This window comes from Bacillus sp. BD59S (assembly GCF_007363175.1).
Taxonomy (GTDB): domain Bacteria; phylum Bacillota; class Bacilli; order Bacillales; family Bacillaceae_G; genus Bacillus_A; species Bacillus_A pacificus.
In genome coordinates, this window is record NZ_CP034686.1 from 1361158 (window position 1) to 1384172 (window position 23015).

Consider the following 23015-nt stretch of genomic DNA (forward strand, 5'->3'; position numbering starts at 1 on the left):
TACACTACGAATCCTTTCAATTAAAATCTTTTTATTATTTGTAATATGTGCAAAACAGAAGGATTTCATAAATTATCATCTAGAATATATATGTAAGAAGTTTTGTATGAATAGAGACTATAAAAATGGTAGGTGATGTTTTGAAAAATCTTGTCATTGGACTCGTTGCTTTGCTATTTGTTGTAGTAGGCGGATTTTACATAAAAAAGTATCAAGAAACAACAGAGACTGTAGGTGATGTTCAGGAAGTAAAATGGGATGTGTCAAATGGAAAAGGAAATGAGAAAGCAGATATTGTGTTTCAATTATTAAATAATAAAAGTAGCGAAGTGCGTGGTGTGAATGATCAAATTCGGGCAGTTATTGTAGACGGACAATTAAAACATGTACAACAAATGAAACCTACATTCGCAGGAAATGGATCATATAAGGTATCTTCTAAAATAGCGAAAGATGAAGGATATACAATATTTTTATATGAAGACAAAAATAAGTCTGTGCAATCATTTGCGAAGAAAGATTTTGGGAAGGAAATAGAGGAGAAAAATAAGAAAAAAGTAAAATTTCCAATCGATAGTGTACTTACAAAAAAAATAGGGGAGTATGAAGTTTCTCTTTTATTCGGTGCACTGCATCCGAATGAGCCAGTGACGTTAACATTTCAATTTCAAGCGAAAAAGGGTGAAAAATTGAAATTACATTCAGAGAGAGGAGAAGTGGAGGCGCTCTATATTGTGGACGAAACGAGAGAAAATTTTTTATATGCAATCCCTGTTGATACAGATGGACAATTACAATACCGTATTACATTTCCTGCTGAAGGAACGTACAAAATATGGGGAGATTTCTATATAAATGGTAAGAAATATGAAAAAGAATTTATTGTACAAGTTCAAAAAAGAAAAAACAGCTAACTATTTAGCTGTTTTTTCTTTTTCCTATTAATTTTGTTACAGAGAGCATTGTAATTGGTAAAGAATGATTCTTTCTAAATGCTAAATATTTACCGCTCCATGCTGGTTTATATTTTTCTTTAAAATGTCGTAACCCGCTGAAACTATATGTATAACGAACATTATTAAAGATGGCAGCAGCAACCCGTTCAGACCAGAAAGATTGTGTCGATAAACCTACATTTGAAAGTGGTGCCATACCAATATTAAAGGAGTGGTATTCATTTTCTTTTGCCCACTGGAATAGGTGGATGAAAATTGCATCCATAATACCGCTAGGCGCATCTGGATAATAGCGCATTAAATCAACAGACAATGATCCGTCTTGATATACGGGCATAAATGTCGTGAATGCAATGATTTTTCCATCTGCATCAGATAATGTAGCGATAGGAGCACGGCTAATATATTCACGATCAAAGTATCCGAGTGAGAAACTTTTCTCTTTTTTTCCACCGAGCCACGCATCTGAAACTTTTTTTAATTCTTCAAATAGTTCATCTGAGAACGGCGGCTGGTGAATAGAGAATGTATAGCCTTCTCGTTCAAAACGGTTGAAAGTCGCTCGCATACCGGCACGTTTTTTTCCTGTTATTGTAAATGTGTTCAAATTAACGACAGCTTCTTCACCAAGCTTAAAGAAGTTGTAACCAAAATCATGATATAAACTCATCCATTTACTTTCGATTTGGTAGAATACACAAATGTATCCAAATCGGTCAGCTTCAGCTAAAAACTCTTGTAACACAGTACGGTAGGAGGAAGGATCTCCAATTGGATCACCTAGCACAACAAGACGTTTTCCAGTTATAGAGAAGAGAAGGAGCGCTTTCCCATCACTACTAAAGAAGAATTGTTTATCACCTAAAAAACCTAAATGACTAAGTACATTTCCACCATGTTCATCTAAAAAGTTTTGCAATCTTTTATCATTAGCTGGTTGCCCGGGAAATTCATTTCGATAACGATTAGCAATGAGTGAGCCAATCAGTAAAAATGTAGGAACGAAAAAGGCAGCTGCTAATGCACTTCGTTTTACTTGCGTAATATTACGAACGACAAAATCAGGTTTAAAAGCTTCTTTTGCACCTGCAAATAAAATACCTAAGTTTTTATATAAATATAAAGTTATAAGTAAGAATATAAAAACTTTTACGATATCAGAAAGTGAGACTTCCATTTTCTCGCGTACAAATCTTTTACGAAGCATATATAATACAGCGAGTACAATTAATAAAATAAACGTTTCTTCAATATCAATCCCTTTTAGCGTATTAAAGATAGCTGCTCCGATTAAAGAAATAATCGTCATATAGTAAGAACGCTTTGTTCCATAATATATGCCTCGTGAAAGGATCAGGAGGAGAATACCGAATGTTAGTGATAAGCTAAAAGAAAATTGAATAAGATGTTTTGGAGCTAGAATATGTAAGGCGTGAGCTCTGTTTATACTTGTCGGTAGAATGGTCGATAAAATAACCATTAATCCAGCAAATACTGTTAAAGCAGCAGAGGCCCATGAACCTAGTTTTCCTAGAAAATCACGCTGCAAAGTCCATATAACACCAGTTGTTTCTAATGCAGGCGCAATAAAAGGTTTGTCTTCAAACTTTTTAATGGCCACGCCTGTCATTTCAAAAGCTGCAAAAATAAGACCAAGGCAGAATGGTAAAATGTAATAGACGAGGCGATATAATAACATAGCAGGTAGTAATACGCCTGTATCAATGCCATATTGTCCGAGCCCAGTTAAAAAGACAAGGTCAAATGAACCAAGTCCACCAGGTACAAGACTAACAACACCAGCTAAAGCAGCAATGACATACACGCCTAAAAACTTTTGAAATTCGATATCAATGCCAAATAATATTAGTATGACGTACATAACAATGCCAGCAGATACCCACTCAACTAATGAGACTAATGAGTATAAAACAGTTGGGTTTTTCTCTTCTTCTCCTTCAACTTGTCCTTCGGTTTGCTTTGGTTTTCTATTTTTTAGTTTAGAAAAGCCGATGTATATAGGGACGAAAAGGGCGAAGAAGATCAAAACAGGCCATAGCCACGGTTTTTCATGCAAAATAAAACTTGTGTCTAATATTCCAATAAGACCGAGGAATGAAAGAATAGCGAGTCCGTTAATAAAAGCAGTTGTCATCCAGGCGATACTTTTAATAAGCTTGCCATTTTCTTTTATGTATGGACGATAAAGCATTGTACGTACACCCGCTCCAACGAGACCACCAAATCCAATAAATCCATTTAAGGTATTAGCAATCCAGGAGATACGAAAAATCTTTTGGACTGGTATATCAGCTTTTAAATAACGAAGCATAACATAGTCGTAAAAGAACATTGTTGATACGGCAAATGCACCAAGTGTAATTGCTAAAAAGACTCCTCCGGTTGGAATGTTTTTAATTGTATTGATTGCTTCTAAAAAAGAAATGCCTGCTAATTCTTTTTTTGCTTGAAAGAATACAATGGTTAATACAACAAATGGGAAGATAATTTTCCCGATTTGTAAGAAACGTTTCCATGAAAACGACATAAATACAACTCTCCTTGTATAAGAAAACTGAGACAATAATATTATTATGACAAACTTCAAGAAAAATAAAAAGGTAAATTCCTGTATAAGGAAGCTATTTTTTATAGGGATTATATTTAAAAGAGTATTTCGTTTGTCAGAAAATTAAGTTAAAATAAATTGAAAGAAGGAAGAGAGGGGAATTAGATGATTATAATAGGTTATGCGGGATATGAGCTAGAGAAAGCAAAACCTAATACGTCAGAAGATTTTTTTAATAGATCTGAAGTGACATATATATTAAATGATAAAGAAAGAACCTTTTCTGTTTTATATATTCGGTATTTTGAAGAAGTTTTACAAGAAATTACTCCTTTTGAAGGAAATCCGGTATGTAAAGTAGAAAATCAAGACATATATTTGCGGGAAATTGTAGCGATCTGTTGTTTACTGAAAGAGAATAAGCTTCGCATGCAAAAACGTTTGTATTTAAATAATATAGAAGAATTCCAACAATATTTTGATGAGGAAATAGTCGTGAAAGTACAAGAAATATTGGCTGAATTACATAAAAATAAAAGAGTAGAAATAGCGTGAAATGGCAAAGGAGAGGGAAAAATGTCTAATCTAATGGTGGAAAATCAAACAGAACAAGTTTCTATGTTTTTAGAAGATGTTATTCATTTGATAACCAATTATGTAAATTATCATACGTTGCCTTCTTTATTAGAAGAGACACCGGCAGGAAACGAACAATATTATAAAGGGTTATTAGCGTCAATAAGACGTCTTCTCGTTTTTTGTGAAGAAGGGCATGATGCGTGTTTTGTTTTGTTAAATAGCCAGCCATTTCGAAAGACAGCAGCTGAAAAGATTTTATATAAAATTTATCATCAAGTAATTGCAGAGTTTTTTTCACCAAAGAGTGATCATTGGTATGAAAATAGTCGATCTGCTTATACAGGGAAAAACTCCATCGTTTTTCAACAAACGCCACCTGCATCTATAGAGCAAGTAATGAAGAATTTAGAAGGTAAATTTCAATTGATGCGTGAAGAACTAGAATATTATGAGACGGATTACCAAACAAAGATGTTACACAAATATTAATTGTGAAAAAGAAGCTAAGGGTACTTAGCTTCTTTTCCTTTTGTACAGTTATATAAGGGATTTCCTTTGAATATATTTAAGGGGATAGCATTAAGGAGGTGTAACATGAGTCAGCAAGGTGTATTCACAGATTACTTTCATGAAGTAGAAAGCTGGTGTGAAAGTGTTCTTCACGTGTTAGATAGCCGTGCAATGGAAGTGTATGATGTCCATATGCTTGCTTATAAAATTCAAACGTTATTAGACCGTATGAAAGAGCATGAGTATGATACAGATGCAGAGTTTATGTATGAAATAAGTGATGATGTAGAACATATTCAGCATCATTTGCAGGAAGTATTCGTGCAGGCAGAAGAGGAATATGAACTATGTGAAAGAGGGGATAGTGAACGAGCTGTTCCAATTGGAGGGCATACACTCCCGCCACTACCTTATCCATATAATGCGTTAGAACCGTATATTTCTAGAGAAATTATGATGTTACACCATGATAAACATCATCGTAGTTACGTAGAAGGATTAAATAAGGCAGAGAAGATGATGGAAGAAGCGAGAAAAACAAATCAATTTGATTTAATTAAGCATTGGGAAAGAGAAGCGGCCTTTCATGGATCAGGTCATTACTTGCACACAATATTTTGGAATAACATGAAAAAAGGTGGCGGCGGAAGTCCAAGAGGGGCTCTTTCACACCGGATTGAACAAGATTTTGGAAGTTTCTTGCGTTTTCAAAAACATTTCACAGAAGCAGCCTCTAAAGTGGAAGGTTCAGGATGGGCAATTCTCGTTTGGGTTCCGCGATCGGGAAGATTAGAAATTTTGCAGAGTACACTTCATCAATTATTTACACAATGGGATACGATACCGCTCCTTGTACTAGACGTGTGGGAACATGCGTATTATTTACAATACCAAAATCGAAAAGATGAATATATTAAAAATTGGTGGAATGTTGTAAATTGGCCGGATGTAGAAAAAAGATTTGAAAGTGCAAAACAAATTGAATGGACGCCATATTAGACGCATATTGTATGCGTCTTTTTTATATCACGAAGGCTTGAATATTGAGGGCTAATGGTTAGTGGAGAATCAACAAAGCCATAACTGATTACAGTTTGGTTTTATTGGGGGAGAGGGAGATTTCGTTCATATTTTAAAAGGCCAAGCATACACTTGTACAAAAAGTGCCAAAAGGACGTGGGGGGAAATATGAGACGAATTTGTGTAATCATTACGCTTCTTATTATGTACGCAAGCGTTATACCAATTCCTACATATGCAAAGATGAACAGTAATGTCAGTGCTCGAAATGCTGTATTAATGGAGCAACAGTCAGGTCGCGTATTATACGGAAAAGCAGAACATGAGCCACAAAAGATTGCTAGTATAACAAAAATTATGACTGCCTTGTTAGCTGCTGAATCAGGAAAAATGAAAGAAATGGTCTCGGTTAGTAATGAAGCAGTGAGAGTGGAAGGCTCAGCAATTTATTTAAAGCCTGGACAGAAAGTGAAGTTAGAGGACATCGTATACGGACTTATGCTTAGATCTGGTAATGATGCAGCACAAGTAATTGCTGAAAATGTAGGAGGGAGTATAGAAGGGTTTGTATATTTAATGAATGAGAAGGCGAAACAAATTGGAATGAAAGATACTCACTTTTCAAACCCGCATGGTTTAGATGGAGATGGATCTCATTATTCGTCTGCCTATGACATGGCACTTTTAACAAGGTATGCAATGGGGAACGAAACTTTTAAGAAGATTTTTGGGACAAAAACGTATAAATCAGATTCGTGGGATTATCCGTGGAGAAACAAACATAAACTTGTGACGTCTTATTATGAATTTGCAACAGGAGGAAAAACGGGTTTTACGAAGAAAGCGGGACGGACGCTTGTTACAACAGCATCAAAAGATGGACTAGATCTAATTGTCGTAACTTTGAGCGCTTCTAGCGATTGGGATGATCATATGAATTTATTTGATAAAGGTTTTGAACGTTTCAAACAAACAAACGTTGTAGGACAAGGAGCTCTTGCTGAAATAACTGAAAAGAAATATGCGAATCATGTTTATACGAAAAATAGTTTTGCGGTACCTTTAACTGAGCAGGAAAGAAAGGATGTCGTATTAAAAGTTGAACTTGATAAAAGTGCGAAACTTAAGGATGGAGTAAAGGTTGGGAAGACAGAAATTTATGTTGGCAATGAGAAAGTTGGAGAACGAAATTTATTTTATAGTAAACGGAAGTTAGTAGCTACAACGGGAATGTACTGGAATAATGTGAAAGAAATTTTTTCTCATATGATAGGTGTTGGAAGCGATGGTTAATCTCGTATGGGTAGCGATGGCAGTCATAGGGATCGTATATGCCATGATCAATGGAACGATGGAAGCAATAAATAAAGCAGTATTTGATGGAGCAAAAGACGCAGTAACAATTTGTATAGGACTGATTAGTGTTTTAGTATTTTGGCTCGGTTTAATGAAAATTGCAGAGGAAGCAGGGTTATTAAAAAAGTTAGTTACACTTTTTATGCCGATAGTCAAAAGGCTGTTTCCAGAAATACCGAAAGATCACCCGTCAATGGGATTTATTTTATCGAATATGATGGCTAACTTTTTTGGGTTAGGTAATGCTGCGACCCCTCTTGGTATAAAAGCGATGGAGCAATTGAAAGAGTTAAATGGGGGAAAGGATTCGGCGAGCCGTTCTATGGTGACGTTTCTTGCGTTAAATACATCAGCGATTACTTTAATTCCTACTACTGTCATTTCGATTCGAATGACGTATGAATCAGCGAATCCTACTGAAATTGTTGGGGTAACATTCATTGCACAAGTACTCTCTATGATCGGAGCGATTTGGATTGATCGCTATTTTTACCGAAGAAGGAGTAGGAAGGGGCGGAAAAAATGAGTATTGTTAATACGATATCATTATGGGTAATCCCTTGTGTAATTGGTTTTATCCTTTTATATGGAACGATAAAGAAAGTTCCGACGTACGAATCGTTCGTTGAGGGGGGGAAAGAAGGGATTCAAATTGCAATCTCTATTTTACCGTTTATGGTTGGAATGCTCGTATCTATTTCTATATTTCGAGCTTCAGGTGCACTAGATGCAATGATATCAGTAATGAAGCCGATGTTAGATTTAATTCATGTCCCAGCAGAAATTGTTCCACTAGCACTTATACGTCCTATTTCGGGCTCTGCTGGTTTAAGTATTACGACCGATTTAATTGCCACATATGGACCAGACTCATTCATTGGACGATTGGCTTCTACAATGCAAGGGAGTACAGATACGACTTTTTATATTTTAACGGTATACTTCGGAGCTGTTGGAATTAGAAAAATGGGGGATGCATTAAAAGTAGGACTTTTTGCTGATTTAATCGGAATTATTTGTTCGATTGTGTTTGTTTCTTTAATGTTTAAGTAATACTATTCATTTTTTATGCTATTTCGCTTATAATACGTATACGACCACTATTAAGGTGTTGCTTAATAGTGGTTTTTTTATGCGGTATTTTTGACAAAATAATGAACTTTTATTGTAAGCAATATGAAAAATATGGACAATAATAAAAGGTAAAAACATGATTTGACCTTTATATGTTTATTATCATCGCTATGTTGTTTAAGTCAGATGAAGCGAAAAGCCGTCAAGCGTATGCGGTTGCCAAGTCTTTCTAATGTAAGGTAAGATAAATTCGAGGTGAAAAAAAGAAATGGAACGATTACAAAAAGTGATTGCGCAAGCAGGTATTGCATCGAGAAGAAAGGCTGAGGAATTAATTCAGCAAGGAAAAGTGAAAGTTAACGGAAAAATAGTGAAGGAGTTAGGAACGAAAGTAACTCCTCAAGATAAAGTAGAAGTAAATAACATCCCTCTTGAAAAAGAAGAACCTGTTTATTTTTTACTATATAAACCAACTGGCGTAATTTCAAGTGTATCAGATGATAAAGGAAGAAGTGTTGTAACAGACTTTTTCCCGGAAATTACACAACGTTTATTCCCAATCGGACGCTTAGATTATGATACGTCTGGCGTATTATTAATGACAAACGATGGGGACTTCGCAAATGTATTAATGCACCCTAGATATAAAGTTGAAAAAACATATGTTGCAAAAATAAAAGGGCCTCTAACAGGTGAGAAAATCCGCATGTTAGAACGCGGTGTGACGTTAGAAGACGGAAAAACAGCACCAGCGCGTGTGAAGATTATTTCTTGGGACAAGCGTAAAGAAATGGCGATTGTACAATTAACAATTCATGAAGGACGTAACCGTCAAGTACGTCGTATGTTTGAAGCGTTAGACTGTAAAGTAGTGAAACTAAAGCGTGAACGCTATGCCTTTTTAGAAGTGGGTAGCTTGCGACCTGGTGATGCAAGAGAATTGACACCGCATGAGGTGAAACAATTGCGTGCATTGGCTTCTACAAAGCCTCGCTAATCGATATTGTGAAACTTTCACCAGTGGAATGCTCCGCTGGTGATTTATTAAAAATACATATATTCATCACTCGTCGAAGAGAGGGGAAACAATATGAAAAAAAATCGCTTATTATTTCGCGTTATTATTCTGCTCATTTTATGTGGTGCTGTAGGATTTACACTTTATCAAGGATATTTCACTAAAGAAGAGAAAATGGAAATTGGAAAAGAAGCACCTAACTTTGTTGTGACAGATTTAGAAGGAAAGAAAATTGAGCTAAAAGATTTTAAGGGAAAAGGTGTATTTTTAAACTTTTGGGGTACGTGGTGTAAACCTTGTGAGAAAGAAATGCCTTATATGAATGAACTATATCCAAAGTATAAAGAAAAAGGCGTTGAAATCATTGCGTTAGATGCAGATGAAACGGATATTGCTGTTAAGAATTTTGTGAAACAATACGATCTTAAGTTCCCCGTTGCAATCGATAAAGGTGGAGAAATTATAAAAACGTATGGAGTAATACCATTACCAACAAGCTTCTTGATTGATAAAGATGGTAAGGTGATTCAAGAGATTAAAGGTGAACAAACGAAGGAACAATTGGAGGAGTATTTAAAGAAAATCACTCCGTAATAAAGAAAGCCGTTACATAAGTGGCGCTTACCTATAGCGCCTTCGATTTAAAAATTCTGAGTATTGTGGTAACTTTAGGTTAGAATATACAATAGTACATATAGATACAGGGGCGGTGAGAGTGTTGAAAGAAATTAAGTGTGAATGTGGACATGTAAATCCGATAGGAACTGTTTTTTGTGAAGCTTGCGGGAAACCATTTGAAAGCAATGAAAATATAAAACTATTGGATATGCGCTATGAGGGGAGTGCTCGAAGATCTCTCACGCAAACAAAAACGATAGTCGATAAAATTTGGAGTTTTTTCTCTTCTGTAAAAGTCGGTGTGTGGCTCATTGTAATTACTTTAGCTGCATCAGCGATTGGAACTATTTTTCCGCAAGAAATGTACATAACTCCAGGGATTGCACCCGCCGAATATTATAAGCAAGAATACGGATTTTTAGGGCAATTATACTATCAATTAGGTTTTAATAATTTATACGGTTCATGGTGGTATATAATGTTAATTGCTTCAATTGGTATTTCTCTTGTGATATGTAGCTTAGATCGTGTCATTCCACTTTATAAAGCTTTAAAGAAGCAAGGGGTAAAAAGACACCCTAGCTTTTTAAAGAGACAGAGATTATATGGCACTGGTACACCGCAAGAGGGAGATTTTGAAAAAGTTCAAAAGAATTTAAAGAAAACGAACTATAATGTGAAAGTGGAAGACGGAAACGTTTTAGCAGAAAAGGGACGTTTCTCGCGTTGGGGTCCATATGTAAATCATATCGGTCTTATTATCTTTTTATTCGGTGCGATGCTTCGTTTTTTACCGAGTATGTATGTAGATGAAACGCTTTGGTTACGTGATGGTGAAACGAAAGAAATACCAGGGACGGATGGCCAATATTATTTAAAAAGTGAGAAGTTTATAAAGGAAGTTTATGATAAAAGTAAGGACAAGGAAGTTTTTGATGAAGCAATTGACCGTGTAGGTGATAAAATGATTGCGAAAAACTTCCAAACGAATGCCGTATTATATAAAGCGGTAGGTGAAAAGGTAGCTGGACAAAAACCAAAATTGGAAAAAGTAAAGGAAGTTGAAATTCGAGTAAATGAACCGCTGAAATTTGATCAATTTGCTGTTTATCAATTGAGTTATAGAGAAAATGAATTTAAAAGTATGTCCTTCCGTTTGCAAAATAAAGAAAATAATCAAAAGTGGGGACCGATTAAAGTTGATTTAACAAACCCTGCAGAAAAATATGATTTAGGAAATGGTTATTCTTTAGAACTATTAAGCTATTTCCCTGATTTTTATTTTGATGAGAATGGAAGACCAAATACAAAAACAAAATTACCAAACAACCCTGCATTTGTATTTAAAATGTTTACACCTGAAACACCAGATGGTGAAGTGAGTTTTGTTGGTATTCAGCAAAATATAGAACCTGATGGGAATAACAAATATAAAATGTCCTTTGCAGGTGTGGAAATGCAAAATGCAACAGCACTTACTGTAAGAAAAGATTTAACGCTTTGGATTCTCGGTATTGGAGGATTTATATTTATGGTTGGTGTCATTCAAGGAATGTATTGGAATCATCGCCGTATTTGGATACAACGCGTTAATGATGAATGGTGGATTGCAGGACATACGAATAAAAACTGGTTCGGTTTAAAGAAAGATATTGAAAGAGTACTAGAAGGTACAGCAATTCCGCAACCAAATGATAAAATAGTCGATAAAAAAATTAGTTAAGGTGGGGAAACGATATGGTGCAAATAAGTAGTAACTTTCTCTTTACCGCATTTATTTTATATTTAATTGCCACTCTGTTTTTTGGGGGAGCAATTAAAGAAAAGGGTCATAAATGGGCAAATATAGGAATAACGATTACAATTTTAGGGTTTATTGCACAAACAGTTTATTTTGTAACAAGGTGGATCGCATCAGGTCATGCGCCAGTTAGTAACTTTTTTGAATTTGGTACGTTTTTCGGCATGATGCTTGTCGGAGCATTTATTGTCATGTACTTTATGTACCGCGTAAGTATAATCGGATTATTTGCATTACCGGTTGCGCTTTTATTAATTGCTTATGCAAGTATGTTTCCAAGGGAAATATCACCGCTTATTCCATCTTTAAAAAGTAATTGGTTACATATTCACGTGACGACTGCGGCTGCAGGACAAGCAATTTTAGCAATTAGTTTTATTACGGGTGTTATGTATTTATTGAAAAATGTAGATCAATCAGTGAAAAGTAAACGTACATTTTGGCTAGAGACGGTAGTATTCACACTTGTTTGTACAGTTGGGTTTATTGGAGTAACAACGGTATATTCTAGTATGAAATATGAAGCGAAGTTTCAATGGATTGATAAAAATGAACAACAAGTGGAAATGAAATACAATCTTCCGGCTTTAGTGGGGCCGCATGAAGGGAAGTTACTGACAGAAAATAAATTAGAGCCGACAGTTGAAGTTCCGGCAATTGTAAATGCGAAAAAATTAAATACTGTTATTTGGTCAGTGTTAGTCGGAACGTTACTCTATATCGTATTAAGGCTAATTTTACGTAAACGAGTATCAGCGGCGCTTCAGCCGTTAGTGAAAAATACGAATAGCGATTTGTTAGATGAAATAGGATATCGTTCTATTGCAATTGGATTCCCAGTTTTCACATTAGGTGCATTAATTTTCGCCATGATTTGGGCTCAAATAGCGTGGACACGTTTTTGGGGCTGGGATCCAAAAGAGGTTTGGGCGCTTATTACTTGGCTCTTTTATGCTGCGGTATTACATTTACGTTTATCAAAAGGATGGCATGGAGAGAAGTCAGCATGGTTAGCGGTAATTGGTTTTGCAATCATTATGTTTAACTTTATTGTAGTAAACTTAATTATCGCGGGTTTACATTCATACGCATAGAGAAATAAAATAGGAGAGTGTATGTCACTTTCCTATTTTATTTTTGTCAACTTTTCTTCTTTTTTGAGAAAAACATGACAAAGTAGCGGTTGATTTTGTAAAATGATGTCGAGGACATTATATACTGTTCAAAAAAAATACATAGTTTTGGAAAAAAATTGAACAAACTTTATTATTCTTGTGAAGCATAATATGGGAAGTGAAACATTTAGAAGATTGCTTAAATAAACGAGAATAGCGCAACATAATAGTATAGAAGGGTAGGTGTGAACCGTTGTGGTAAAAGTACGCAACGGGTAGAAATGGAAAATGAATCAAGAATTTTAATTGTAGACGATGAGGATCGTATTCGTCGTTTGTTGAAAATGTATTTAGAGAGAGAACAATACACAATTGAAGAAGCAGACAATGGTGATACAGCTTTAGAAATGGCGCTGCAAAATGATTATGATTTAATTTTATTAGATCTTATGATGCCTGGTAAAGATGGTATCGAAGTATGTAAAGGGGTTCGTGAGAAGAAAGCGACGCCAATTATTATGTTGACAGCAAAAGGTGAAGAAGTAAATCGAGTACAAGGGTTTGAGGTAGGAACTGATGATTATATTGTGAAACCATTTAGCCCACGTGAAGTAGTGCTTCGAGTGAAAGCGGTCTTACGCCGTTCTGTACCAACAACATTCTTTACACAAGATACAACGACAAAAGATGTTACTGTATTCCCGCATTTAACAATTGATAATGATGCACACCGTGTTACAGCAGATGGTAATGAGGTGAACTTAACACCGAAAGAGTACGAATTACTATTATTCTTAGCGAAAGCGCCTGATAAAGTATTCGATCGTGAGCAATTGCTAAAAGAAGTATGGCAATATGAATTCTTCGGAGATTTACGTACAGTTGATACGCATGTAAAGCGTTTACGTGAGAAGTTAAGTAAAAAATCACCCGATGCTGCCAAGATGATTGTTACCGTTTGGGGAGTAGGTTACAAGTTTGAGGTTGTGAACGACTGATGCTTTGGAGAAGTGTAGTAGGGAAGTTATGGATGACCATATTGCTTCTCGTTTCGTTCGTGCTTGGATTTGTTGCGATTTTACTTTCACAGTTTTTTAGAACATATTATGTTGATATGAGTGAAGCTAGGCTTCAAAAAGTTGCAACAAGTGTTTCAGAGTTAATTGAAGAAGGTGCCGATGTAAAAACAATTGAGAATATCGCATACAAATTCTCTGACCCACTTTCAAGGATCATTATTGTAGAAGATGGTAAAGAAATATCTTCTTCACCGAAACAAGAAGGATTAGTCACTCTTACAATGGATGACTTAAAAGAAGATAAAGAATTAGCGGCTGTGTTTACAGACAAAAAAGAAATTAAGAATAACATTAGAAAAGCCTCTAATAGTAGAAAGAATAAAAATACTGAAAATGATATTATGATTGTCGGAAAACCAGTACAGTCAAAAAATCAAAGTGCAGTGTTTGTATACGAATCTTTACAAGTACCGATACAAGGTATGGAAAGAACGACTGATTTTATATTCTTATCAGCAGGGATTGCGATTATATTAACAACTTTCTTTGCATTCTTCTTATCTACTCGAATTACAGCACCCCTTCGTAAAATGCGTGAGGTTGCTTTTGAGGTATCGCGTGGGAAGTTTGATGCAAAAGCTCCTATGGTATCCCAAGATGAGATTGGTGAGCTTGCAACAGCCTTAAATCAAATGGGGAAACAGTTGAAGTTTAATATGAATGCCCTGCAGCAAGAGAAAGAACAGTTAGCTAGTATTTTAAGTAGTATGGCAGATGGGGTTATTACATTAAATCAAGAGGGTGAAGTCGTTGTAATTAATCCGCCGGCTGAACATTTCTTACAAGTTTGGCAAGAAGAAAAAGAGATAGAGCTCAGTAAAAAACTACCTTCTGAACTTGTTGAACTATTCCATCTCGTTGTAGAAAGCGAACAACAACAAGTGGTTGAAATTAATTTACAAAAGGGTAATTATGTAGTTCTTATGACGCCGCTTTACAATCAAACGAAAATTCGTGGGGCTGTAGCTGTATTGCGTGATATGACGGAAGAACGCCGTCTTGAGAAAATGCGCCAAGACTTTATTGCGAACGTATCACATGAACTTCGTACACCGATGGTCATGCTCCAAGGGTATAGTGAAGCAATTTTAGATGATATTGTGCAAACAAAAGAAGAAATTAATGAGTTTGTTCAAATCATTTATGATGAATCCGTTCGTTTAGGGAAACTTGTAAATGAATTGTTAGATTTAGCGCGTATGGAAAGTGGTAATGTAGAGTTACATATAGGTGAAGTTGATATTCATCCTTTCGTTGAAAAAATAGGTCGTAAATTCCAAGGAATTGCAAAGAATAAAGAAGTCGCGTTAACGGTTGATTTCAAAAATCCAATTGAGCAATACCCGTTTGATGCAGATCGTATGGAACAAGTATTGACGAATTTAATTGATAACGCAATACGTCATACGAACGCAGGTGGACATGTAACGCTTGTAATTGATACGAAAAATAATGGTCTTATTTTTGAAGTACAAGATTCGGGCGCTGGTATTCCAGAAGAAGATATTCCATTTTTATTTGATCGTTTCTATAAAGCTGATAAAGCAAGAACACGTGGAAAAAAAGGTGGAACAGGACTCGGGCTTGCGATTGCAAAAAATATTGTGCAAGGCCATGATGGGAAAATTGCTGTTTCAAGTGTTGTTGGAGAGGGAACTACATTCTCTGTATATTTACCGAATCGTATAATTTAGATATGTGTTTTTAAAGTTGATAATGAATAAAGTTCTACTGTTGTTTATTTTTTTGTAAAATCGATTAAATAAATAATAGTAGAACTTTTTTTCTAACTTAGTCGAATGAAGAATCATGAGAGGGGTGTCGTAAAGCGATGAAATTATATACAAAAACAGGAGATAAAGGGACAACAAGTGTAATAGGCGGCAGAGTGGATAAAGATAATATCCGAGTTGAAGCATATGGCACAATAGATGAGGCGAATTCTCATATTGGATATGCGATGACTAAACTACAAGGCGGGTCTTTCGGAGATATTTATAATGAACTTGAAACGATTCAACATGAACTATTTGATTGCGGGGGAGACTTGGCGATAGTAAGCGAGAAAATTCCTTATAAACTAAAAATTGAAATGGTCGAAAACTTAGAAAGTAGGATTGATTCGTATATAGAAGAAGCACCGCCGCTAGAACGGTTTATTTTACCAGGTGGAAGCGAGTCGGCAGCTGCTATTCATATTGCACGTACAGTTGTAAGGCGAGCAGAACGATGTATCGTGTCCCTGCAAAAGGAAGGAGAAATAAATGAAGTCGTTCTAAAGTATGTAAATAGATTATCTGATTATTTATTTGCAGTAGCTAGAGTAATAAACGCTCGATTACAAGTAAAAGATGTAGAGTATAATCGCAGTGCAATCGTTTTTCGTGATAAGAAAGAGAAGGAAGTGGAGTGATTCACTTTCTTTTTTTGTATAGTTTTTTCTGTAATATACCAAAATAGAGAAGGTATGGTCGTAATTAGAAAACGGAGGATGTATATGAAAGCTTTAAAATATGGCGTCATGTTATTGACAGTACTATTTTTATCTCAATTACATGTGTACGCAGAGGGAAATCAATGGGCATGGCCTGTTGAAGGACAGATAAGTGATTATTTTGGAACAAGGCACGGAAAACACTACGGTATAGATATAGCGGCACCGATCGGCGCGCCTGTGTTAGCTATTCAAGAAGGTAAGGTAACAAAGTCTTATTATTCAAGTAGTTATGGAAACGTTGTTTTTATTAAACATGGAGAATATGAGGCTGTGTATGCACATTTAAATAAGAGATATGTAGTTCAAGGGGATTATATTTCAAAAGGAGAAATAATTGGAGAAGTAGGAAATACAGGAGAATCCCGAGGTGCACACTTACATTTAGAAGTCCATCAAGGAAGATGGACGATGGCAAAAAAGAATGCGATGAATCCATTGCTTGTTTTACATGAACAAAGAAATGAAGCAGTTTCTTCATCGTTATACGTCGTCCAAAAAGGCGACACTCTAGTTAGCATTGCGCGGAAATTTAGAATGTCAGTTAAGGAAATTCAAGAAAAAAATGGGTTGCAACAAGAGCTGATTTATCCAAATCAACAATTATATGTAAAGTAAAAAAAGAGCTAGTTTTAACTAGCTCTTTTTTACCAAAAAATAAAGACACATATAAATCCAGAAATAGCTAAGTAGCTATATAAGTAAAATACTTTCGCTCTTGTTTTTTCGTTTGTTCGAAATAGTACAATAGTTGGTTCAATTAAACCAATTGTCAAACAAAGTAAACCAAGAAGCATACAACCAATTGAAATAGAGTACAGGGCGATTTGTGGTGCTTGAAATGGAATCATCCATTTTAATAAAAATGCAATGAGTGCAGTGTAGCAAATGCTGCCGATGTATTTATTCAATGGTGCATTAGAACGGAAGCCTGGAAGTTTTTTTAAGAAAGAGCGGGAAACAACTTCAGTTTGTAAAGATGTATGCTCTTCTATTATTTTTTGAGCTTCTTTTCCTTTTTGAAAAAGGGATAATATCCAGTTTCGCTCACCTTGAAAAATAAATTGTGAAGTTGTCAAATAATGATCAACCTTTACTTTATTCCAACTCTTCCATGGATGACGCTCACATAATTTTAATTTACTTTCTGTCTTTTTATCATACTGATAAATACTGATGCCGTCTTCATCGAAAGCAGCATAGTATGTCTCGCTTGAGAATGTGCCTAAATCAATTGGACAGTAGAAAAGTAATTCTTTTTTTAAGTAAAAGTATTCTTTCCTTAAGTTTTTTTTCATTGTTTCTCGAATAGAGTGTCTCTTCTCTTTCTTCATGACATTTCCTCCATAATCCAGAAAATGTTCTTATCTTAACAATTCAACATCTTATCACTTTTAATTATATATGACTAGGGGATTCATAGGAGAAATGCCGAATACTAAAAAATATGGGGTGTATTGTAAAATATAATGAATAATCTTGGTTATGTAAAATTAATAACTTATTTTTAATAAGTTACGATTTTTTTGTTCACAATACGATCATGTTGTTGTATAATGAAGTAGAAAATAGAATATCGGTCTATCTTCGGGGCAGGGTGAAAATCCCGACCGGCGGTGATGAACTATATGTTATTTTGTTCTAAGCCCGCGAGCCGTTAAGGCAGGATTTGGTGTGATTCCAAAGCCGACAGTACAGTCTGGATGGGAGAAGATGGAGGTTCAAGCGTTCAAAAAAGATAGGTATTTGAACGTCTGTTTGATGTGCCTTAAATTCTCCCTTTGTGTAAAACACAAAGGGTTTTTTCGTTCTATGAAAAAGTAGGCATAGCAGAACCTTTCCACTTTCCATGAGATGATCGATGGAAAAGGAGAGAGAAAGATGAAACAAAAAAACAGTGTAGTGCAGATGGTGAGTGTAGCAATGCTAAGTAGTATTGCATATTTACTGATGATGTTGGATTTCCCGTTCCCAGGGCTTCCGCCATTTTTAAAAATTGATTTTAGTGATGTGCCAGCTCTAATTGCTGCGATTATTTTCGGGCCAGTTGCAGGGGTTATTGTAGAAGCGATAAAGAATATTTTACATTACGGGATTCAAGGGAGTTTAACGGGAGTACCAGTTGGAGAAATTGCTAACTTTATTGCAGGATGTTTATTTATTGGACCAGCAGCTTTCTTATTTAGGAAGTATCGTACTGTTAAGAGTTTAACGACAGGATTAATGCTAGGGACAATTACAATGGCGCTCATTATGAGTGTGTTAAATTACATCATCATATTCCCAGCTTACACTTGGTTTTTAAATTCACCAGCTATGTCTAGCGAAGCGATAAAAACAACGGTTGTAACGGCAATCTTACCATTTAATTTGATTAAAGGAATTGTTGTGACAATTGTATTTGTAGCGTTATTCTCACGCCTGAAAGTATGGGTATTTGCAAAAATGAAAAATGCATAAATATAAAATAAAACCATTAGTAGTATATACTACTAATGGTTTTTTATTAAGGAGACTGACAATAGAAAACAAAAAATACCCCTCAAATGAATGAGGGGTATTTTTTGAAGTTAATAAAAGACTATTCGAATTTTAAAGCATCGCCGTCGAATGATTCGTCAGCAACTTTAATTGAGTCAGTTGGACAACCTTCGAATGCATCCATCATATCTTCAAGTAATACATCTGGAATTTCAACGATACCTTGGTTATCGTCTAATGTTACGAATGCAATACCTTCATCATCATAGTCATAAATGTCTGGTGCAGCAGCGCCACAAGCACCACATGCAATACAAGTATCTTTATCAACGATTGTATATTTTGCCATCTTTTTTCCCTCCTGATAATATGTATGTGAAAAGCTCGCCATAAAAATTATAACCTTATTGTAAAACGGTTTTTAAAACTTTTCAACATAAAATTATAATGATAATCCTTATCAATTAGAGTGTCAACTAATTTTTGCATTATGTCATAAGATTTTCAAAATACGTAAATGTTATTTCGTTTGGTACAATATAATATATACAAGTATATATTGCCCATATGATAAGTTTAATGAGTAACGGTAGATGGCGCAATCATATCAAAAGCAATTAAGTTAGATTGAAAGGTGGAAGCGGTAATGCAACTACAATATACTGTATTGTATTGTTTAAAACAATTGAATGGTGAAAGAACCGTTTCTTCTATTTATTATTTATTAAAGGGAAAACGTTCTTCGCAAACGTTACAAGATGGAAATATGTTCCGAATTTCTTTTTTGTTTGGAATATATAAATCGTTAAATAGAACTGAATATGATCGTGAAGTTGCAAAGTTGTTGCAAGCAGATTTGATTCAAGAAATACATGAAAATACATATTTGTTAACACCTAAAGGTAACATGCAGTTACATACATGGGAGGAAGGGTATGCTTTTCCAGTCCATTTGCATGGTTTGCACTATGGTGAATTAGGTGAAACGTTTTGGAAAAGATTATCTTTAATTATTCAAACTGTATCTAATTTACAACAGAATAATACGAAGTTTATTCCTATTCAACAAGATACAGAAATAATGGTGTGGGTGAAGCGGTTTTTAACAGGTATGCCGTATAGGCGAAGTGAATTGGCGAAAAGATTATGGAAAGAAATACATAATCTTTTAGGGAAATGTGATGTGATAGAAGCGACGATTGTAACATATAGATTAACAGGATATGAACGTATCGGTTGTACATTGCAGCAGTTAGCGGAAATTACGAAACGAGATATTTTCAGGGTATATTTTTTATTTTGGGGTACAATTCATTTCCTTATACAAGAAGTTCGCGATAAAGAAAATGAATTTCCGTTATTAGCTGAGATTATCTCTTATCCAAATGAGAGAGCTGAATTATTTAGTTTATCAACGAAAAAAACATATAATTTTTGGAGACAAGGGCGCTCATTAGAAGAAATAGCGACAATTAGAAATCTAAAGGTTGCAACGATAGAAGATCATTTTGTTGAAATTGCTTTGCGAGAAAGAGATTTTTCTATCGAGATGTTTATGGAAAAAGACAAAATAGATAAAGTAACAGAAGTAATTGATGCATTACAAACACGTAAGCTGCGTGAGTTGAAACAAGCGGTTGGAGAGGGTATCTCTTATTTTGAAGTTCGTCTTGTATTGGCGCGGATGGAGGGTATAAATGAAACTTGAGGAATATTTATATAGGTGGTTTGGATATTCTGAATTTCGTCCAGGTCAAAAAGGGGTAATTACAGATTTATTGGAAGGAAAAGATGTTATAGCGATGCTTCCGACCGGAAGAGGGAAGTCTATGTGCTATCAACTTCCAGGGCTCATGCAAGAAGGGACAGTACTTGTTGTATCACCATTATTATCTTTGATGGAAGATCAGGTTACACAATTAAAATATGTTGTGAAAAACCGAGTGATAGCATTTAATAGTTTTCGGACATTACATGAAAAAAGAGAAGCGATGAAAAGGTTAGCTTCCTATAAATTTATTTTTGTTTCACCTGAGATGTTGCAGTCGGAAGTGTTAATAAGAGAATTGAAGAAAGTTCATATTTCATTATTTGTTGTGGATGAAGCTCATTGTATTTCGCAATGGGGTTATGATTTTAGACCAGATTATAAAAAACTAAATGTAGTTATTGAAAATATCGGGTCTCCTACGGTGCTAGCATTAACTGCAACAGCGACGAAAGATGTACTCCGAGATATAGCAGAGAGTTTGAATCTGAAGAATGTGACGCAGCATGTGTACTCTATTGATCGTCCAAATATAGCAATGGAAGTACAATTTGTAGAGACGATAGAAGAGAAGAAAGAGGCGCTTTTGGAACAGGTGATGTATTTACAAGGGCCGGGGATTGTATATTGTTCAAGCAGAGCGTGGACAGAACGTTTAACGGAATATTTAAGAGGAAAAGGCGTTACTGGTGTCGCTTTCTATCATGGTGGTATGGAACATGAAGAGCGCATGTTAATTCAACAGCAGTTTATGAATGACCAGTTGCAGCTTGTAATATGTACAAGTGCTTTTGGTATGGGAGTAAATAAATCAAATACGAGATATATTATTCATTTCCACTATCCGACTAATATAGCTTCTTATTTACAAGAAATCGGAAGAGCTGGAAGAGATGGTGAACCTAGTATAGCTATTTTATTATGTAGTCCGTTAGATCACGATTTACCAATTTCAATAATTGAAGATGAATTGCCAAGTCAGTCACAAATACAATTTTTATTTTCTTTACTGCAGGAAAGAATGTTTCAAACGAAAGAATTACCAATAGAAGAGGTAGAAGAAATTTGTTATAATGCAGCAAGATTTAATGAACAATATTGGCGTTTCATCCGCTATCATCTTGAAAAGCTTGGAATCATACAACAGAGAAAATTAATATTAGAGAGCTTGTCAGATGAAATTATGACAAGATTAATAGCTGAAGTAGAAATCAGGCTACGTAATAAATATAGTGAGCTAGAAAACATGAAATCATGGATACAAGTGAAAGAATGTAGACGTGAATATTTGCTGCGACAGTTCGGTTACAGAAAAGAGGGCGAGTTAAAGAATTGCTGCGACTATTGTCATATTACAAAAATAGATTATAAAAAAAGACAAGCGCAACAATCGGATTTCGACTATAATTGGGAAACAGAGTTACAAAAGCTTTTCGGTCTAGAAAAGATGGGGGAATGATGAACATTCAAAGGCATAATATTGAAGATATGAGTCCGAAAGAAATAAGGCTGAATCTGTATATCACACAGTTCATTATTATCGGTATCGGTTGTTTACTAGCATACATACTATTCCGAGATATAAAATCGGTGTATAGTCTGTGGAAATGGGAACCGGTGTCTATACTTATAATAGGTGGCTTGTTAGCGATTGGTATTGTGTTATTAGATTATGTTGCAATGCGAGTATTTCCAGAGTCTTGGTTTGATGATGGGGGTATTAATGATAGGATGTTTCAAGGGATGTCAGTTATGCATTTACTTGTTATTACATTCATTATCGGCTTTGCAGAAGAATTTTTATTTAGAGGTGTAGTGCAGACGCACTTTGGAATTGTAATAGCGAGTTTCGTATTTGCAGTATTACATATTCGGTATATAAAAAAGCCATTTTTGTTTTGTTTCGTCTGTTTCATTAGTTTTGTCTTTGGTTATGTATTTGAATGGACAGGAAATTTGTTTATAACAATCTTTGCACACTTTCTTGTTGATTTTATAATGGGGCTCCAATTAAGAAAATAAATGGAAGGTGGTGGTGAACAACATGAGAAGACGAATTCCTGATTTTGAAGAGGAATTAGAAGTTGAGCGAGTGGAAGAAAAAGAAGGTTTACCGCCGCGTAGTGAAATTCATAGAAATAAAGAGAAAAAACAAAAGTTTAAAATGAATCATATTTTCGTCCGAGTTTTAACATTTCTATTCATATTACTACCAATTAGCATTTTATGGTATACGGATAAATATATTCAGGTGAAAAGTGATGGTAATAACGCTGGAAAAAGTGCATTTGAGGTCATTTTCTTTGATTCAGCTAAATCTCAGTCCGAGGCATCATCTGAGAAAGTTGTCACGCATACGGTGAAAGAGGGAGAAACCTTAGAAAGTATAGCGAAGCAATATTTTTCAGATGAAACTGGGATCGAAGTGATTAAAAAGTATAATGATTTACAAAAAGATGAAGTGAATGTAGGTCAAGAATTAAAAATTCCGATAAAAGATAAGTCCACAAAGCGAGAGAGTTAGTAAAATACTTACTATAAAAACTGGGAATTATCTTTATGAGGAAGGGAGTAAAA

General features: G+C 35.1%; 23 protein-coding genes and 1 riboswitch. Of the genes, 20 read left to right on the forward strand and 3 right to left on the reverse strand.

The genetic code is table 11. The features are described 5' to 3' along the window. Window positions 1–125: 125 nt before the first annotated feature. On the forward strand, window positions 126–914 hold the full coding sequence (locus EKQ63_RS08995; protein ID WP_041184453.1) for a hypothetical protein: 789 nt from the start codon (window positions 126–128) through the stop codon (window positions 912–914). Between the two features lie 4 nt (window positions 915–918). On the opposite strand, the gene mprF is transcribed toward EKQ63_RS08995, so the two are convergent. Continuing rightward, entirely contained in the window at window positions 919–3504 is a 2586-nt protein-coding gene (gene mprF, locus EKQ63_RS09000) for a bifunctional lysylphosphatidylglycerol flippase/synthetase MprF (protein WP_087951831.1), read from the reverse strand. 186 nt (window positions 3505–3690) lie between these two features. On the opposite strand from mprF, the gene EKQ63_RS09005 reads away from it, so the two are divergent. From EKQ63_RS09005 to EKQ63_RS09070, 14 genes are all read left to right on the forward strand, one after another. Next, window positions 3691–4080: a hypothetical protein gene (locus EKQ63_RS09005; protein ID WP_143880972.1), complete on the forward strand. Its 390-nt coding sequence runs from the start codon at window positions 3691–3693 to the stop codon at window positions 4078–4080. Between the two features lie 21 nt (window positions 4081–4101). Then, entirely contained in the window at window positions 4102–4593 is a 492-nt protein-coding gene (locus EKQ63_RS09010; RefSeq protein ID WP_000067566.1) for a YpuI family protein, read from the forward strand. Between the two features lie 105 nt (window positions 4594–4698). Further along, window positions 4699–5613: a superoxide dismutase gene (locus EKQ63_RS09015; protein WP_087951833.1), complete on the forward strand. Its 915-nt coding sequence runs from the start codon at window positions 4699–4701 to the stop codon at window positions 5611–5613. 189 nt (window positions 5614–5802) lie between these two features. Beyond that, window positions 5803–6927, forward strand: coding sequence for a D-alanyl-D-alanine carboxypeptidase DacB (gene dacB, locus EKQ63_RS09020; protein WP_087951834.1), 1125 nt, complete (start codon window positions 5803–5805; stop codon window positions 6925–6927). Next, window positions 6920–7516 (forward strand): spore maturation protein SpmA, encoded by a 597-nt coding sequence (spmA, locus tag EKQ63_RS09025; protein ID WP_046955232.1) that lies wholly within the window; start codon window positions 6920–6922, stop codon window positions 7514–7516. The genes dacB and spmA overlap by 8 nt, the downstream gene beginning before the upstream one ends. After that, window positions 7513–8043, forward strand: coding sequence for a spore maturation protein SpmB (gene spmB, locus EKQ63_RS09030; RefSeq protein WP_000029511.1), 531 nt, complete (start codon window positions 7513–7515; stop codon window positions 8041–8043). Before spmA ends, spmB begins: the two co-directional genes overlap by 4 nt. Before the next feature lie 289 nt (window positions 8044–8332). Next, window positions 8333–9061, forward strand: a complete 729-nt coding sequence (gene rluB / locus EKQ63_RS09035; RefSeq protein ID WP_000440556.1) for a 23S rRNA pseudouridine(2605) synthase RluB — start codon at window positions 8333–8335, stop codon at window positions 9059–9061. A 93-nt stretch (window positions 9062–9154) separates the two neighbouring features. Beyond that, a complete protein-coding gene (gene resA, locus EKQ63_RS09040) occupies window positions 9155–9676 on the forward strand; it encodes a thiol-disulfide oxidoreductase ResA (protein ID WP_000742200.1) in 522 nt (173 codons plus the stop codon). Window positions 9677–9797: 121 nt separating this feature from the next. Beyond that, complete coding sequence (gene resB, locus EKQ63_RS09045; protein ID WP_143880973.1) at window positions 9798–11423, forward strand: cytochrome c biogenesis protein ResB; 1626 nt, start codon at window positions 9798–9800, stop codon at window positions 11421–11423. A gap of 14 nt (window positions 11424–11437) precedes the next feature. Continuing rightward, on the forward strand, window positions 11438–12595 hold the full coding sequence (gene resC / locus EKQ63_RS09050) for a cytochrome c biogenesis protein ResC (RefSeq protein WP_087951835.1): 1158 nt from the start codon (window positions 11438–11440) through the stop codon (window positions 12593–12595). A 302-nt stretch (window positions 12596–12897) separates the two neighbouring features. Continuing rightward, window positions 12898–13614 (forward strand): DNA-binding response regulator ResD, encoded by a 717-nt coding sequence (gene resD / locus EKQ63_RS09055; protein WP_000426862.1) that lies wholly within the window; start codon window positions 12898–12900, stop codon window positions 13612–13614. Continuing rightward, window positions 13614–15389 carry a sensor histidine kinase ResE gene (resE, locus tag EKQ63_RS09060; protein WP_143880974.1) on the forward strand — a complete coding sequence of 592 codons (1776 nt, stop codon included), beginning with the start codon at window positions 13614–13616 and terminating at the stop codon, window positions 15387–15389. The genes resD and resE overlap by 1 nt, the downstream gene beginning before the upstream one ends. 137 nt (window positions 15390–15526) lie before the next feature. Beyond that, on the forward strand, window positions 15527–16108 hold the full coding sequence (locus tag EKQ63_RS09065) for a cob(I)yrinic acid a,c-diamide adenosyltransferase (RefSeq protein ID WP_087951836.1): 582 nt from the start codon (window positions 15527–15529) through the stop codon (window positions 16106–16108). Window positions 16109–16192: 84 nt separating this feature from the next. Beyond that, window positions 16193–16807, forward strand: coding sequence for a peptidoglycan DD-metalloendopeptidase family protein (locus tag EKQ63_RS09070; protein WP_087951837.1), 615 nt, complete (start codon window positions 16193–16195; stop codon window positions 16805–16807). Between the two features lie 29 nt (window positions 16808–16836). Here the strand turns inward: EKQ63_RS09070 and EKQ63_RS09075 are convergent, their stop codons facing one another. Continuing rightward, window positions 16837–17523 carry a hypothetical protein gene (locus tag EKQ63_RS09075; RefSeq protein WP_087951838.1) on the reverse strand — a complete coding sequence of 229 codons (687 nt, stop codon included), beginning with the start codon at window positions 17521–17523 and terminating at the stop codon, window positions 16837–16839. A gap of 245 nt (window positions 17524–17768) precedes the next feature. Further along, a riboswitch (FMN riboswitch) is annotated at window positions 17769–17908 on the forward strand. Between the two features lie 162 nt (window positions 17909–18070). Here EKQ63_RS09075 and EKQ63_RS09080 point away from each other — a divergent pair. Continuing rightward, window positions 18071–18649, forward strand: coding sequence for an ECF transporter S component (locus EKQ63_RS09080; protein ID WP_000810855.1), 579 nt, complete (start codon window positions 18071–18073; stop codon window positions 18647–18649). A gap of 121 nt (window positions 18650–18770) precedes the next feature. Here the strand turns inward: EKQ63_RS09080 and EKQ63_RS09085 are convergent, their stop codons facing one another. Continuing rightward, window positions 18771–19019, reverse strand: a complete 249-nt coding sequence (locus EKQ63_RS09085; RefSeq protein ID WP_001151996.1) for a ferredoxin — start codon at window positions 19017–19019, stop codon at window positions 18771–18773. A gap of 297 nt (window positions 19020–19316) precedes the next feature. Between EKQ63_RS09085 and EKQ63_RS09090 the strand changes: the two genes are divergently transcribed. Genes EKQ63_RS09090 through EKQ63_RS09105 form a run of 4 tightly spaced genes read left to right on the forward strand, consistent with a single transcriptional unit; the run spans window position 19317 to window position 22962 of the window. After that, the gene (locus EKQ63_RS09090) at window positions 19317–20378 is read left to right on the forward strand and encodes a YpbB family protein (RefSeq protein ID WP_087994428.1); all 1062 of its coding nucleotides are present in this window, start codon (window positions 19317–19319) and stop codon (window positions 20376–20378) included. After that, on the forward strand, window positions 20368–21897 hold the full coding sequence (locus EKQ63_RS09095; RefSeq protein ID WP_087951840.1) for a RecQ family ATP-dependent DNA helicase: 1530 nt from the start codon (window positions 20368–20370) through the stop codon (window positions 21895–21897). Before EKQ63_RS09090 ends, EKQ63_RS09095 begins: the two co-directional genes overlap by 11 nt. After that, window positions 21897–22460: a CPBP family intramembrane glutamic endopeptidase gene (locus EKQ63_RS09100; RefSeq protein WP_001025765.1), complete on the forward strand. Its 564-nt coding sequence runs from the start codon at window positions 21897–21899 to the stop codon at window positions 22458–22460. Before EKQ63_RS09095 ends, EKQ63_RS09100 begins: the two co-directional genes overlap by 1 nt. A 22-nt stretch (window positions 22461–22482) precedes the next feature. After that, window positions 22483–22962, forward strand: a complete 480-nt coding sequence (locus tag EKQ63_RS09105; protein ID WP_001254344.1) for a LysM peptidoglycan-binding domain-containing protein — start codon at window positions 22483–22485, stop codon at window positions 22960–22962. Window positions 22963–23015 lie beyond the last annotated feature (53 nt).